General features: G+C 32.2%; 14 protein-coding genes. 3 read left to right on the forward strand and 11 right to left on the reverse strand.

Features of this window, described 5'->3' with window-relative positions:
- Nucleotides 1-212 precede the first annotated feature (212 nt).
- Nucleotides 213-1,091: a metallophosphoesterase gene (locus CQA57_RS02110; protein ID WP_170126803.1), complete on the forward strand. Its 879-nt coding sequence runs from the start codon at nt 213-215 to the stop codon at nt 1,089-1,091.
- Nucleotides 1,092-1,193: 102 nt separating this feature from the next.
- Nucleotides 1,194-2,300 (forward strand): Mrp/NBP35 family ATP-binding protein, encoded by a 1,107-nt coding sequence (locus tag CQA57_RS02115; RefSeq protein WP_115578593.1) that lies wholly within the window; start codon nt 1,194-1,196, stop codon nt 2,298-2,300.
- On the opposite strand, the gene CQA57_RS02120 is transcribed toward CQA57_RS02115, so the two are convergent.
- The 11 genes from CQA57_RS02120 to carB are packed head-to-tail and all read right to left on the reverse strand — an operon-like array spanning nt 2,297 to nt 12,603.
- The gene (locus CQA57_RS02120; RefSeq protein WP_115578594.1) at nt 2,297-2,749 is read right to left on the reverse strand and encodes a peroxiredoxin; all 453 of its coding nucleotides are present in this window, start codon (nt 2,747-2,749) and stop codon (nt 2,297-2,299) included. The two genes, CQA57_RS02115 and CQA57_RS02120, sit on opposite strands and share 4 nt — an antisense overlap.
- Before the next feature lie 11 nt (nt 2,750-2,760).
- Nucleotides 2,761-3,390, reverse strand: coding sequence for a LutC/YkgG family protein (locus tag CQA57_RS02125; protein ID WP_115578595.1), 630 nt, complete (start codon nt 3,388-3,390; stop codon nt 2,761-2,763).
- Nucleotides 3,383-4,837: a LutB/LldF family L-lactate oxidation iron-sulfur protein gene (locus CQA57_RS02130; protein WP_115578596.1), complete on the reverse strand. Its 1,455-nt coding sequence runs from the start codon at nt 4,835-4,837 to the stop codon at nt 3,383-3,385. The genes CQA57_RS02125 and CQA57_RS02130 overlap by 8 nt, the downstream gene beginning before the upstream one ends.
- 15 nt (nt 4,838-4,852) lie before the next feature.
- Nucleotides 4,853-5,578: a (Fe-S)-binding protein gene (locus CQA57_RS02135; RefSeq protein ID WP_115578597.1), complete on the reverse strand. Its 726-nt coding sequence runs from the start codon at nt 5,576-5,578 to the stop codon at nt 4,853-4,855.
- Between the two features lie 60 nt (nt 5,579-5,638).
- Entirely contained in the window at nt 5,639-6,703 is a 1,065-nt protein-coding gene (locus CQA57_RS02140; protein WP_115578598.1) for an LptF/LptG family permease, read from the reverse strand.
- A 6-nt stretch (nt 6,704-6,709) separates the two neighbouring features.
- Complete coding sequence (pth, locus tag CQA57_RS02145; RefSeq protein ID WP_115578599.1) at nt 6,710-7,264, reverse strand: aminoacyl-tRNA hydrolase; 555 nt, start codon at nt 7,262-7,264, stop codon at nt 6,710-6,712.
- A 6-nt stretch (nt 7,265-7,270) separates the two neighbouring features.
- Nucleotides 7,271-7,807 (reverse strand): 50S ribosomal protein L25/general stress protein Ctc, encoded by a 537-nt coding sequence (locus CQA57_RS02150; protein WP_115578600.1) that lies wholly within the window; start codon nt 7,805-7,807, stop codon nt 7,271-7,273.
- Nucleotides 7,808-7,855: 48 nt separating this feature from the next.
- Entirely contained in the window at nt 7,856-8,104 is a 249-nt protein-coding gene (locus tag CQA57_RS02155) for an RNA-binding S4 domain-containing protein (protein ID WP_115578601.1), read from the reverse strand.
- Nucleotides 8,094-8,876: an outer membrane beta-barrel protein gene (locus CQA57_RS02160; RefSeq protein ID WP_115578602.1), complete on the reverse strand. Its 783-nt coding sequence runs from the start codon at nt 8,874-8,876 to the stop codon at nt 8,094-8,096. Before CQA57_RS02160 ends, CQA57_RS02155 begins: the two co-directional genes overlap by 11 nt.
- Nucleotides 8,877-8,911: 35 nt before the next feature.
- Nucleotides 8,912-9,301 carry a Sua5/YciO/YrdC/YwlC family protein gene (locus tag CQA57_RS02165; RefSeq protein WP_245941835.1) on the reverse strand — a complete coding sequence of 130 codons (390 nt, stop codon included), beginning with the start codon at nt 9,299-9,301 and terminating at the stop codon, nt 8,912-8,914.
- 38 nt (nt 9,302-9,339) lie between these two features.
- On the reverse strand, nt 9,340-12,603 hold the full coding sequence (gene carB / locus CQA57_RS02170; protein ID WP_115578604.1) for a carbamoyl-phosphate synthase large subunit: 3,264 nt from the start codon (nt 12,601-12,603) through the stop codon (nt 9,340-9,342).
- Nucleotides 12,604-12,815: 212 nt separating this feature from the next.
- On the opposite strand from carB, the gene CQA57_RS02175 reads away from it, so the two are divergent.
- Nucleotides 12,816-15,299, forward strand: a complete 2,484-nt coding sequence (locus CQA57_RS02175) for a hypothetical protein (RefSeq protein ID WP_170126804.1) — start codon at nt 12,816-12,818, stop codon at nt 15,297-15,299.
- Nucleotides 15,300-15,308: the final 9 nt, after the last annotated feature.

Consider the following 15,308-nt stretch of genomic DNA (forward strand, 5'->3'; position numbering starts at 1 on the left):
CATTATGTCTATCTCACGCTCTAATATACTACACCTTCTTTTATAAAATCAAATTTTTTACAAAAAAGAATATTTTTGCATTTTTAACTATACTTTTTTTATCCAACCTTTCGTATTTTACTCTACACAATATGATACACCTGCCCTATGGTATAGATTTTTTTCTTGCACTTATGCTTGGGGTAAATTTTCTCTTATGTATAGGAGCAGTATTGTATTATTGCAGTATCTTACCCCTTGCTCTTTTTGGTTCCAAATCGCAGTATTACAGCTTTGTTCCCTATGCAAAAACTATTACCATAAGTTTTGTTATTATAGGCATATTTTATGGATTCTATAATGGCTTTTTCAAAGAACCCAAACTACAGAGAATTTCTCTTAATATCTCTAATCTTTCTCAAGAATTAAAGGTATTGCAAATTAGTGATTTGCACATAAATACTCTGACAAGAATGCAAACCCTTAAACAAATTATACAAATAAGCAATCGTGCTAATCCTGATATTATTGTCTTAACCGGTGATATTATTGATGCAAAAAGTCATTTTATTGAAGAAAAAATCAACCTGCTAAAAAATCTCAAAGCAAAATATGGTGTTTATTATGTCTTAGGAAATCATGAATATCTCTATGATATTGATACTATTCTCAATAAATTAAAAGAAAATCATATTACCATTCTTAATAACACAAGCTCAATAATTACAATTAACAATAAGCCAGTTATCAATATTATTGGAATCACAGACTTTTTTGGGAATCAGGTGAATTACTTAAAGCCAAATATCAAACAAGCAATTCTAAAAGGTATGCCAAAAATCCCAAATCTTTTACTCTCACATCAACCAAAAGTTATTTATTTTTTAGATAATTCTTCAAAAATTGATCTTGTACTTTCTGGACATACACATGGGGGACAGATTTTTCCTTTTAATTTTTTGGTTTTATTGGAACAACCCTACATCAAGGGATTACACGAATTTAAACCGCAGGAATATATCTACATCAATCAAGGTACTGGAACTTGGGGAGCTCCTATAAGAGTTGGAACAAATTCAGAAATCACTCTTATTACCTTACAACCAAAATAATCATTTTTTTAAAACATAAAAAAAATATTAAATCTTTTTATGTTTTTTTAAGCTTTAATTTAATATAAACCCTCTACAAATATATCAAATAAGGAATAAACAATGATTACACAAGAAGATATACTCAATACATTAAAAACAATTATATATCCGAACTTTAAAAAAGATATTGTAAGTTTTGGGTTTGTAAAAGATGTAAATCTACATCAAGAGCAATTGGCTTTGCGTATTGAAATACCATCTAATAGTATCGAAGTCATAAATCAATTAACAAATGAGGTTAATGAAAAAATCCGTTCACTAGGTATCAAAAAAATACAGCTTGATATCAAAACACCTCAGCCAAATGAAAACAAACCAGCTATGACAAAAAATATTGCTCCACAAATTAAAAATTTTATTATGGTAAGTAGTGGAAAAGGTGGCGTTGGAAAAAGTACAACTAGCGTAAATTTAGCAATTGCACTTGCACAACAAGGAAAAAAAGTAGGATTGCTCGATGCAGATATCTATGGACCAAATATCCCAAGAATGCTTGGATTACATACCAATAAACCAGAAGTAGATTCTAGTGGCAAAAAACTTTTCCCACTAAAAGCTTATGGAATTGAAATGATGAGCATGGGTGTTTTATATGATGCTAATCAAAGTTTAATTTGGAGAGGTCCTATGATAATGCGAGCCATACAACAAATGCTTACTGATGTCTTATGGAGCGAATTGGACATTTTAGTGATTGATATGCCGCCTGGAACAGGAGATGCGCAATTAACTTTTGCACAAAGTGTTCCAGTTAGTGCAGGTATTACAGTTACCACTCCCCAACAAGTAAGTCTTGATGATAGTGCAAGAAGTCTTGATATGTTTCAAAAACTAAATATACCAATTGCGGGTATTGTTGAAAATATGAGTGGTTTTATATGCTCACACTGCAATCACGAAAGTGATATCTTTGGAAAAGGCTCATCAGAAAAACTTGCAAAGCAGTATGATACAAATATATTGGCTCAAATACCCCTTGAAGGAAAAATTAGAGAAGGTGGAGATAATGGGAAACCTATTGTATTCTTCAATCCTGAAAGCGTTAGTGCCAAATCTTATACAAAAATGGCAGATACACTTATTAGCTTTCTAAAACAAGTTAATCAAAATAACTTAGCTGACAATAAGGATATTCAACCAACTCAAGATAATTCACATCTTCATTAATCTAAAAATTCCAAAACTTTCTGTGCGTGTCCCTTTGCACGGACACCATAGAATACTTCAACTATTCTTCCTTCCTTGATAATAAAGGTACTTCTAATAACTCCAAAAACTTCTTTACCATACATCATTTTCTTTCCATATGCGCCGTATGCCTTCATTACTACTTTTTCAATATCACTCAAAAGCATAATATCTAGCTGTTTATTCTGGATAAAATTCCTATGACTCTTTGGAGAATCTGGACTGATACCAACGATTATCACACCTTTTTTCTCAAACTCTTCTTTTAAACAAGAAAAATCCTGTGCTTGCAATGTGCAACCTGAAGTATTATCCTTTGGATAAAAATATAACACAATATCCCTATCTATTAAATCCTTTAAACTTACTTCAATATCATCCTGATTTTTTAAACAAAAATCTGGTGCCTTATCACCTTTTTTTAACATTTTTAGAATCCTTAGTATAAAATTACACTAACTTTTTGAGGACCATGAACACCAAAAACGGTTTTTAACTCAATATCAGCAGTTCTTGATGGCCCTGCAATGAATAAAAGATTTGTTGCTAAATCTGTATTTAAAGATTTTAAAAACTTAATTCCCTCAAATAAATTCCATACAATTTTTGTAGAATCTAAAAGCATAATACAATGAGGTGCGATAAGAGAGGTAAGCCTTGGGGAATCTACTGAACTCACAAGCCCCATTATTCCTAAATTTGCTATACCACATCTTGCATTTACAATACTTACATCAACATCAAACATCTTTTCTCTATTTGTTTCTATGGTATTGCAATAAGGCATCTTTTCAAAACCATCAAATTTATTCATATCACAAGGCAAATCATTTGCATACAAAACCTTTTGTGGCTTAATTTGAAGCAAAAGTTTTTGCATATCTTCAAATAATTTTTCCTTACTAGAGATAATCACATCAGCCATATTAGATTTTTGAAGCCTAATATACTCCTGCAATATGTCATCTTGTTCTCTTTTAATAATATCTCTAAAGTTCCCTTTATCTAAAAATTCTTCCCTATGTGACAATGCTTCTTTAATATTGCTTAAAATTAAATTTTTACTCATAAATCACACCCTTCATATTTTTTACTTTACTATGCAAATTTGCATCTATTTTTGGAAATTCCCTGTATCTAGTCCAACGATTTAATATTGGAATATATCGGTGTAATATTTTTCCCAAACCACCAAAGATTCTCACTTTCCACAATAGCATTCTCCATTTAAACCCAGAAGTAGCAATCCAAGAAAACATATTCATTAATATTTGTTCTATTTTATTAGGATTCTCATTTTTATATCCCAAAACTTTTCCATTGCCTTGCCCAACCTTTTCGCTCCTTAAATCTCTAATCAAATCTGCCAAAGGTATTTTAACAGGACAAACCTCAGAACATCTGCCACAAAGACTACAAAGATTTACCATATAACCACAATTTTGCAATCCGAATAACTGCGGTGAAATTACCTCACCTATTGGACCAGGATATGTACTTAAATAAGCATGTCCACCTATTTTGTCATAAACTGGGCAGTGATTTAGACAGGTTCCACATCTAATACAACTTAGCGCTTTAAAAAAATTCTTATCATTTAGCATATTAGAGCGATGATTATCTAATAAAATAATATGAACTTCTTTTGGACCATCCTTCTCTCCTTCCTTTCTTGGAGATGTAATAATATTATTATAACAAGTGATCTGTGCTCCTGTTGCTGATGGTACAAGTAACGTGCCTAATATGGAAGCATCTTCAAAACTTTCAACAACTTTTTCTATACCACAAATTGCTACATGAATATCACAAGCAGTACTTGTCATACGACCATTACCTTCATTTTCTACTAACCATATAGCACCTTCATCAGCAATAGCAAAATTAACTCCAGTAAGTCCCATTTTAAAAGATTCAAACTCTTTACGCAAATGTTTTCTTGCAATAGCATTAAGCTTTTGAGGATCATCTTCCAGGGGTGCTTGTAGTTTTTCTTCAAAAATTTTTCCAATTTCATACCGATTTTTATGCACAGCAGGAACAACTATATGCACAGGAGTTTCATCAATCAATTGTATAATCAATTCACCCAAATCTGTTTCAACGGCTTTTATTCCCTTTTGCTTTAAGAAAGAATTTAAATGTATCTCCTCGCTTGCCATGGATTTCCCCTTCAGCACAGAAGTAATATTATTTTCTTTTATCAGATTCAAAATAATTTCATTAGCCTCTTGCGCACTACCAGCCCAATGTATTTTCATTCCATTTTTTGTAGCATTTTTTTCAAAACGCTCTAATAAAACATCTAAATGTGTTAATGCTTTTAGTTTTAATTTTCTAGCCTCCTCTCTTAATCCCTCCCAATCTAGATATCTTGTTGCAATCAATTTTTTTCTATTGCCTTTAAGAGTATCCATCGCGCTCTTTAGATTTTCTCTTAGCTGTCTATCTTCTAGCTTTTCTCCAATAATATTTTCAAACTCTTTGTTTGAATGAAAATTACTTGCACTTCCCATATTCTTTCCTCTTAATTATATTCCCATACGATATGCTAAAAAATCATAAAGATGCATTGCCTTTACTTTTGAACCCATTTTTTGCATTGCACCAGAGATATTTAAAAGACAACCACCATCTCCAGAAATAACATACTCTACATCCCTTGCATGAATATCTGCAATCTTTTCCTTAACCATAGCATTAGAAATCTCTGGTTCCTTTACACTAAAAGTTCCTCCAAAACCGCAGCACTCCTCTTCTTTTTCAAGTTCAATCAAAGTTACATTTTTTAAAGAGTTAAGAATCTTCTTTGAAGAAGGGATACATTTTGCAACCCTTAAGGCATGACAATTAGAATGCCATGTGATTCTTACTGGTTCTCCCTTGTCTTCAAACTTAAAATCCAATACCTTATCTAGAAATTCACTCAATTCATAGACTCTAGAACAAAATTTTTTAACTTTATCAAATTCACCATGCCCTTCAAAAAGCTCTAAATAATCGTGTTTCATCATTCCTGCACAAGAGCCACTAGGTAAAACTATAGGATATTCCTGATCAAATAAGGCAATATTATGCAAAGCCACCTTTCTTGTCTCTTCAAAATAGCCAGAATTATAGCTAGGTTGCCCACAACAAGTCTGATCTTTTTTAAAAATAACCTCAACACCAGCTTTTTGTAAAATCTTAATTGCATTAACACACATCTTGCTATATGCCACACCACCCAAACAAGTAGCAAAAAAATAAACCTTCAACCCTATCTCCTCACACTAAAAATTAAAAACCATTCTATCCAATAAAGGTAAAATATTTTTTTACATTTTAAAATTTATTCTTGAAATGTAGAACAAGGATAACAAACAGAGCAAAGACAAAGGTATCAAGAGCATTAACTCTGGCGAAAGCAAACCACTAACACTCATCTTACCAAACGCAAAAAACAATCCCCAAATAACCAATGATAATACAATAAAAATAAAACCCAATAAAGCTAAATTACTATATCTTGCAAGAGATGGAATAAAAAAAGCTATGATCATAATAGTTAATGGTACAAAAAATGGAACCAATATAAAGCTATACAAAATAGCTCTTATTTTTGTATGATTAGCTTCTTGTTTTTTTAAAATATGCAAAGATTGAAACGCATCAATAATGGATACTGATGGTTTATTTTGGTAGATTGTATCCAAAACTTTTGGCCTAAAACCTTTTAATATTCTAAACTCTTCCTCCTCTTTTACCTCTAATCCTTTAGCACCTAAAATCAATTGTTTTGGAACACTAGATACTATAGCTTGATTCATTACCCAATAATTATCGATAAAATGAGCTTCCTTTGATTGTGCAAAATTCTCTAATATTCCATTACTATCAAGCTTAAAAACCTTTATATTCTCAGCCTTCTGTATCAAAGGATAAATTTTTCCAAAATACACATAATTATCTTTATACTTCACCAATAAATCTTCGGTTATATTAGAGAAGTTTCCTTGAGAAATAATCGCCTCTGCTTTTTCTTGAGCATAAACAAAAGGCGTAGCATTTAAACCTATATAAAACAGAATCAAAAATGTAGAAACCATCAAAATGGGAGATAAAATCTTTCTCTTTGAATATCCCAATGCAAGAAAAGCGGTATATTGATTACTTTTTGTTAAGTTTAAATAAAAGATAATGCTGGCCAGCAAGATTGAAATTGGCAAAGTATAATTCAAAGCATATAAAAAATCATATACAAAAAATAAAATAATTAAATTTGCAGAGCTTGGCAATTGATCAAGATATTTTAAACTATCGATACTGATAAAAAAAACTTGCAAAGCTGAAAAAATAATCAAAACAAACCGAAAATAATTCCAAGCCAAATAAAAAAACACGACAACCTACTTTAAAGTAAAATTATTTTGTAATTTCAAAAAATCAGGATTATCAAAAAAATAAATAAGAGCATCAACGCAATACTCTACTAATCTATCCCTACTGACACTATCATTAAAGTTTCCCAAAACATGATCAACTACACTTTTATGCTCATCTCTCCCAATACCAAAACGCAAACGATAATAATTATTGCCACATAATCTATCAATAGATTTTAATCCATTATGTCCGCCATTACTACCACCATTTTTAAATCTAATAGAACCAAATGGCAAGTCAAGATCATCATGCAAAACAAATAAACTGCTATCTTTATAAAATTTTTGAATTTTATAAATTGCTTCACCGGAGAGATTCATAAAAGTCTGTGGTTTTATCAAATAAAAGCTTGCAATTTTATTTTTGTATAAAACTACATCACTCAAAAATCTTGAATCATACTTAAATTTTAACCCTAATTTACTACACAATACCTCTAAAATAAAAAAACCAATATTGTGACGAGTATCACAATATTGGCTCCCAGGATTGCCAAGTCCAGCAATAAGATAAGTCATAAAAAATTATTTTGCTTTAATAACACCTACAACAGCGACAGCTGGCTTCTCAATAATCTTTACATTTGCTATTTCAGGCAAATCTCTAACTAAAATAGAATCGCCTACATCTAAGTTAGATACATTAAGCTCATAAACATTTGGAAGATTTTCTGGAGCTGCTTGCACTAAAATTCTTTTTTTAGAAAACATTAAAACACCTTTATTTTTCAAACCTATAGGTGTCCCTACCGCCTTAACTGGTATTCGATACTTTGCAACAACACCCTTCTGTGCTAACATCAAATCAACATGTAAAATATTTGAAGTGACAGGATCTTTTTGATACTCTTGTATAACAACATCAAAATTCTTTGTGCCAACCTTTACTGTAAATACTAAAGTATCTTTAGATTTTACAGCACGAATAAAATCATTAACTTTAAATGCACAATGTATATTATCCACGCCCTTGCCATAAATATTAGCAATTAGATAACCATCATTCCTTAAAGCCTTAACTTCAGACTTTGAAATACTCTCTCTAATAATTCCTTCTAACATTTTTTTCCTTTTTTAATTTTAAATTCATAAAAGGTTATTATAACATAGTTAAATAATTTCTTCTATATATTTTAAGGCATCTTGTTTTGGTATAGTTTTGTGTTTTGGGATATCCAAAACTTTGAGTTTTTTTTGTCTATCAAAAAAAACTAAGTCAATAATATCACCAATTTTTATTTCCTTACTAGGTTTTGCAACACTACCATTTATAAAAACAACTTGATTTAAACACATATCCTGTGCAATACTTCTTCTTTTGGTCAAATTTACAATATTTAAAAATTTATCAATTCGCATTTCTTCCGCCAAAAATATACGCATATGAAAAACTAATAATTCCATAACTATTATATTTTGCACTGTGTATATCAAAACTATTATTATTCCTATCTACGCCACTACCAGAAAAATTTAAAAAACTATAAAATGGGATTCTATATTCCAACTCTATGCGATGTCTCCAAGAAAAAGTTTTAGAAAATCCTGTTTTGGCAAAAAATCCATGTGTATTAAACACACTAGTATCAAGGATATAGGGACTACTTTTTAAATCGCTTAAAAATTTTCCATAATTCCATTCATACCCAAACCCAATAAAATATCCTAAAGGATTCTTACCTTTTGTAAAATCCACTAAATAATCCAATCCAATACCTGTTGAAACAATATAAAAAGGTTTATTATCTTTATATTTTGGACTTTTAAAATCTCCATAAAGCGTTGTGCTAAAAATTCTCAAGCCGTTATATGCATTAAAAAAAATCTGATAACCAAGTCCTACACCAACCATTGTATTTAGCTCTAATGAATTATAGCTTGCCTTAGGATTATTTATATAACTACCATCAAAATTAGCATGGTGTATACTACCGCCCAAAGAAGCTTGCACATACACTCCTCTTTTATATTTTCTTTCATATTTCAGATCTGTTTCTATAAAATCATCAGCATACCTATCATAAGTTTGTCCAACAGCATTACTTTCTTGATTCTCCAAAACCTGCTCTTGAGTATATAAAAAACTAAAGTCTAAAATCAGCATTACAAAAAGAAGTTTGAAACCTCTCATATTTCACTCCATATTTTCAATAAAAATAAAAAATTTTATCGTATTTTCCTTAGCTTTATTTCTGAAATCTTATAAATTTTTGAAGCATCTTTTTCTTGATATCCTCTCCTATCAATCACCAAAATATCTGCCATTTTTTTTGCCCATTGCAAGCAAAACGGCTTTGAAGACAAGTTTGCAGAAGAAGAATAAAGCATTCCAAATTTTTCTAAAAATAAGAGATGAGTTTGATCTCTAACAACCCGAAAAGATTTCTTATTTTTTAAAATAAAAGTTACTTTCTCTTGTCTTCTTAAACGCTTTTTTAAAACATTTGGAACCCTAGTATAACTCTTAAGATAGCTTAAATTAGCAGTTTCTAGAAGCACTCTTTGATTTAACTTTCTTGATTTAATAGTATTGATATCCTTATAAGAATGACTCAAAAATCCTACTGTTGTATCTGTTTGTGCTAAAAAAACTATTATTGTTCCTTTAAAAATTCTTGTAAGGATTTTGGCATATATACATCCATTTTTCTCATATCCTTCAATGCTTCCACAGCCACCCTAGCACCCTCTAGCGTCGTAAAATAAGGGATAGAATTTTTTAAAACTTGCGTGCGAATAATCTTTGAATCATCCTTGCTTGATTTTCCATTGGAAGTATTAACTACCAATTGAATTTCATTATTGGCTATCTTATCTTGAATATTTGGCCTACCTTCATAAATCTTCAATACTCTTGTAGAGGCAATGCCTTTTTCTTCTAAAACTGCTTGCGTTCCACTTGTGGCACAAACCTCAAATCCCAATTCTATAAAACTTTGCGCAATCTCTGTTGCGTATTTCTTATCCTTATCACACAAAGATAAAAATAACATTCCAAAAATAGGCAGAGTATTTTTACTAGCCATTTGACTTTTTGCAAAACTCAAACCAAAACTATTGCTAATTCCCATAACTTCACCAGTACTTTTCATCTCTGGTCCTAACAATAAATCTGCCCCAATTAACTTATTAAAAGGAAAAACAGATTCTTTAACAGCAATATGATTTAATTTTTTTGTTTGAAAAACCCCATCTTTAAATTCAATATTACCAAATGCTCCATAAAACTCTAATGCCTCTTTCAAGTTTCCTTGCCACATCACACGAGTTGCTATTTTTGCCAAAGGCATACCAGTAGCCTTGCTTACAAAAGGAACTGTTCTAGATGCTCTTGGATTAACTTCAATTAAATAAAGCTGTTCATTGTAAATTGCATATTGAATATTCATCAATCCAACTACACCAAGTTTTCTAGCAATTAGAGCACTTGTGGCATTAATTTCTTTAAGCATCTCCTCTTGAATAGTAATTGTAGGCAATGATGAGGCAGAATCTCCACTATGTATTCCAGCCTCTTCAATATGCTGCATAACACCGCCAATATAAACATCATTACCATCACAAATACAATCCACATCAAGCTCAATAGCACCTTCTAAAAACTTATCAATCAAGACAGGAGAATTTTCACTAACGCGCACAGCCTCATCCATATAAACCTTTAATTCTTCATCATTTTCCACAATTCTCATTGCCCTACCACCAAGCACATAGCTAGGTCTAACCAATACAGGAAAACCAATTTTATTGGCAATTAAAAAGGCTTCTTCTTTTGTAAAAGCAATCCCATTTTCAGGCTGTCTTAGATTATTTTCTTGAGCAAAATTAGCAAACTTCTCTCTATCTTCTGCAATATCAATTACTTTTGCAGAAGTCCCGATAATTTTTGCTCCATATTTATGTATTTCTTTGGCAAGTTTTAATGGTGTTTGACCACCAAAATGCACGATAACTCCATCTGGCTTTTCTCTGTCTAATACAGATTTAACAAACTCAAAAGCAATAGGCTCAAAATACAAAGCATCACTAATATCATAATCCGTGCTTACTGTTTCTGGATTGCAGTTATACATAATGCTTGAAACTTCCATATCCTTGAGTGCAAAACTCGCATGCACACAACAATAATCAAACTCAATCCCCTGACCTATACGATTTGGACCTCCTCCAATGATTAGCACCTTCTTCTTATCACTTAAAGGAAGTTGATTGGCAAAAAGATTAGTATCATAAAAACTAGAATAAAAATAAGGAGTTAAACTATCAAACTCTGCAGCACAGGTATCCACCTCTTCATAAACCCTCTCAATACCAAGCTGTATTCTAGCATGAGATATCTCACTCTCACTAATTTCTATACCCTCATTTTTAGCAAGCAACTTAGCGATCATTTTATCGCTAAATCCCATTTTTTTAGCTTCCAACATTGATTGCTTATTTTTTAAAATACCAGATTCTATGCTATTTTCATAGGACACTATATCTTGTATCTTTCCTAAAAACCACAAATCAATCTTGCTAAGCTCATAAATCTCTTGCAAATCAAGTCCTACTCTAAAAGCATCGGCAACATACAAGATTCTCTGAGCATTAGGTCTTCTGATTTCCTTTTTAATCAATTCAATATCTGCACTTAAAGTATCAAATCCACATAAACCCGTTTCCAAACTACAAAGTGCCTTTTGAATGCTTTGATAAAAATTTGCTCCAATAGCCATAACCTCACCGATACTTTTCATTGAAGTACTAAGAGTATCTTCTGCGTGAGGAAATTTTTCAAATGTAAAACGAGGAATTTTAGTCACAATATAATCTATACTAGGCTCAAAACTTGCAGGCGTTCCTGTAATGTCATTTTGTATTTCATCTAGACTAAATCCAACTGCCAATAATGTCGCAATTTTTGCTATTGGATACCCTGTTGCCTTAGAAGCTAGTGCTGAGCTTCTTGATACACGCGGATTCATTTCAATTACAATCATTCTCCCAGTTTGTGGGTTGATAGCAAATTGCACATTACTCCCACCAGTATCTACCCCTATCTCTCTAAGTATTGCAAAGGATGCATCACGCATTCTTTGGTATTCTTTATCAGTGAGTGTAAGAGCTGGTGCTATAGTGATAGAATCTCCTGTATGCACTCCCATAGGATCGAGATTTTCTATCGAACAAACAATGATACAATTATCATTTTTATCACGAATAACCTCCATCTCATACTCTTTCCAACCAAGTAAAGATTCTTCAATCAAAATCTCGCTAATAGGGCTTGCATCTAATCCTGCTTTTGCTAAAGTCTTAAATTCTTCAATATTATAAGCTACGCCACTACCGCCACCAGCAAGAGTAAAACTTGCTCTTATTATCAATGGAAACCCTATAGATTTTGCAGCCTCTAAAGCTTGTTCTTCATTGTAGGCATAAAAAGATTTAGGCAAGTCCATACCAATTTTTAACATCGCTTCCTTAAAGGCTTGTCTATCCTCACCTTTCTTAATTGCTTCTGGCTTAGCCCCCAAGAATTCCACCCCCTCAAGCATACCTTTTTCATACATTTGCATTGCAACATTTAGAGCCGTTTGCCCTCCCATTGTTGGGAGAATTGCATCTACTTTTTCTCTTTTAATAATATTTGCAATAATTTCTTCTGTGATAGGTTCGATATATGTCTTATCTGCAAATTCTGGATCCGTCATAATGGTCGCAGGATTTGAATTGATAAGCACCACCCGATATCCCAATGATTTCAAAGTTTTTACAGCCTGTGTTCCTGAATAGTCAAATTCACAAGCCTGACCAATAACAATAGGACCTGAACCAATCAATAAAATTGTCTTTATATCTTCTCTTTTTGGCATTTTCTAACCCTAGTTTTTTGCCGATATTTTACAAAAAAATATTGCACTTTCACAAGAGATTAAAGAATATCAATCACACTTATGGCATAATCTTTGCTTAAAATGCTATAAACTAAATCCACAGCATTACCTAGGAGAAAATCATTATAAGATTATTGCTTGTCATCTTATCATTGTCTTTTTTCCTCCAAGCTGCGACAAATAAAGATGTAGTGCAAATAAAAGAAAGTTACAATAGCGATACAACAGAAAATATCTTTATTAATCTTGATTGGACTCCAAATAATGGAAACAATGGTTTTAGCGGATGCAAGCAACCAGATCAGTCCGATTGCTATAGCGGTGCAATTTTTGCTACCTATGATACTCTCACACTCAATAACAATGCCACGCTTACAGTAAATGTAACTGCTACTGGTAATTATGGGGGATGGGCAGCAGTATTTTTTAGAGGGCAAGGAGGAAAAACCTATACTATCAATGGGGGTAAATTTGTCTTAAATCTCCTCTCTCTTCCAGATCCAAACTCCACTCTTCCTGTAGAAGGTGTCTTTATGACAAGGGGGGCACATAGCGACTTACCTGTAAAATTTATATTTAACACAGATATGGTAGTTACTGCTACAGAAAACTTTTATATCACAAGAGGAATTTTCAATGTAAATGATGGCAAGGGTGGGTATCAGTTTAATGGCAATACTTATATTGATGTCTCAAAAATGCAAAAATCAAAAGGATGGAGCGGATCTGGAGTAGGATATAGAAGCATCACTAGTCTTGGAGGAGATGGGTATTTTTATATGAACTACAATCCTGATACCAAAACCACTTACAATAGAGATAATATCATTCAACTCAAAGGTGATATTGCTGTTGAAAAAACCTCTACTGCAACAAGTGAGGCAATCATTCATCTTACCAATCCTCAAAGTTTTTTTCAAGGAAGATTCTCCTTACAAGGAGATGCAAATGCAGAACTCTTGCTTGATAGAGGAGGCAAATGGATTCTAACTGCAAATTCTGCAGTTAGAACACTCAATACCAATAATAACAAATCAGATTTAGATGACCAATACCACAATATTGATAATATCGCTGTTGTAGATTTTATTAAAATTGCAGATGATGGCAGTGGCTCAAGACTCACAAGCAATGCAACTTTTCAAAAAAGAACTCTTGAAATTCACAGAAGTCTTAATGGAACCAATGGGGTTTTTAGGCTAATGGCAGATGTTCCAATGGGACAAGTAGATAGTGTGCAAACAGCAGAACTCAATGGAACTCAATATATCCAAATCTATCAAAATGGCTCAAGACTTAGCTTTGATGTAGCTGGAAAAAATATGGTTGTCGCACATGCTGATACAGTTAATGGAGATTTTGTTGGGCTTTCAACTATCACAGGTATTTACAATTACGACCCTATATTAACAAAAGTTAATCAAAATGGCGGAACAGACTGGGTTTTAGACGCCATCACCCTCACACCAAATCAAACTGCAAAAACACTCTTTAACATTCTCTCTACACCCTACAGAATCTTTAGGCTTCATGCAGATTCTATCAATCATCGTATAGAAGACCTACTCTTTCCTCCTACAAAATTTGGAGCTTGGGCAAAGATGTATGGCGGTGGTATCTATGGAATCAATAGCTTTGATCACAAAGAAAGCACTCAGAATCTCTTCTTTAGTTTTCAAGGAGGTTTTGATTATGGAAAAAATTTTGAAGATTCTCGCTATTTTTATGGAGGAAGTTTTGATTTTTTAAAGCTCTATGGTAATGATGCCGGATATGATGGTAGTGTATCTAGTTATGGCTTTGGAGCCTATGCTGGTTTTATCAAGAATGATGATTTATTTTTGGATGCAAAAATCAAATATATCTTTGCTTCTTTCCAAAATAATCTCTACCAAGCACAAGATCCAATCAATTTTTATGGAAATATTCTCCTTTTAAACCTAAGAGCTGGTTATAATTTTTACTTTTTTAAAACTCCTAGAACAAAAACAATTCAAACTTGTAAAAGAGGAAATGATGGAAAATTATTCTGTAGAAATGACAAATCAGTGGGCTATGTCAGAGACACAAGTTTTTATATTCAACCTTATCTCTCCATTACCCCTGGAATCATCTCTGGGCACTCTCTAAATTTTTTAGACAAAATCTCTTCTTATAATGTACTAGGAAAGCTTGATGTATCTCCTGCCTTAATAACAACAGTTGGAATCTTGGGCGTCAAACGCTATGAATATGACAATTTTAATGTCCTAGCAAAAACTTTTATTGCCTATAACTATGACATCAATCTTGGAGGGAAAATTATGCTTGTTGATGATGCTAATATCCCTCTTTATAATGAATATAAAAATGGGGATCATAGATTATCTCTAGGTCTTGGTGGTGAAGTTTTGTTTTTTAATGATAGTTTAAGAGTTTTTGCGGATTTTAAAACAGAATTTTTTGGAGCTTTAAATACTTATTGGGTTTTCTCTGGCGGATTGCGCTATAAATTTGGAAATCCCCCTATAAGGAAAAAAAGCTCTCTAAGCTACAGACCAAAATCTGCTCCAAAGCAAAGAAGCTTTAAAGAAAAATTTGGTCCTTACAAAAATACACCTGCAGCAGAAGAAAAAAGTTTCAACAAGCAAAATCACTTTATTGAAACCCAAAGTGGATATATTAGAAAAAAATAATTTTTCTAA

The organism is Helicobacter anseris (assembly GCF_003364335.1).
Taxonomy (GTDB): Bacteria; Campylobacterota; Campylobacteria; order Campylobacterales; family Helicobacteraceae; genus Helicobacter_H; species Helicobacter_H anseris.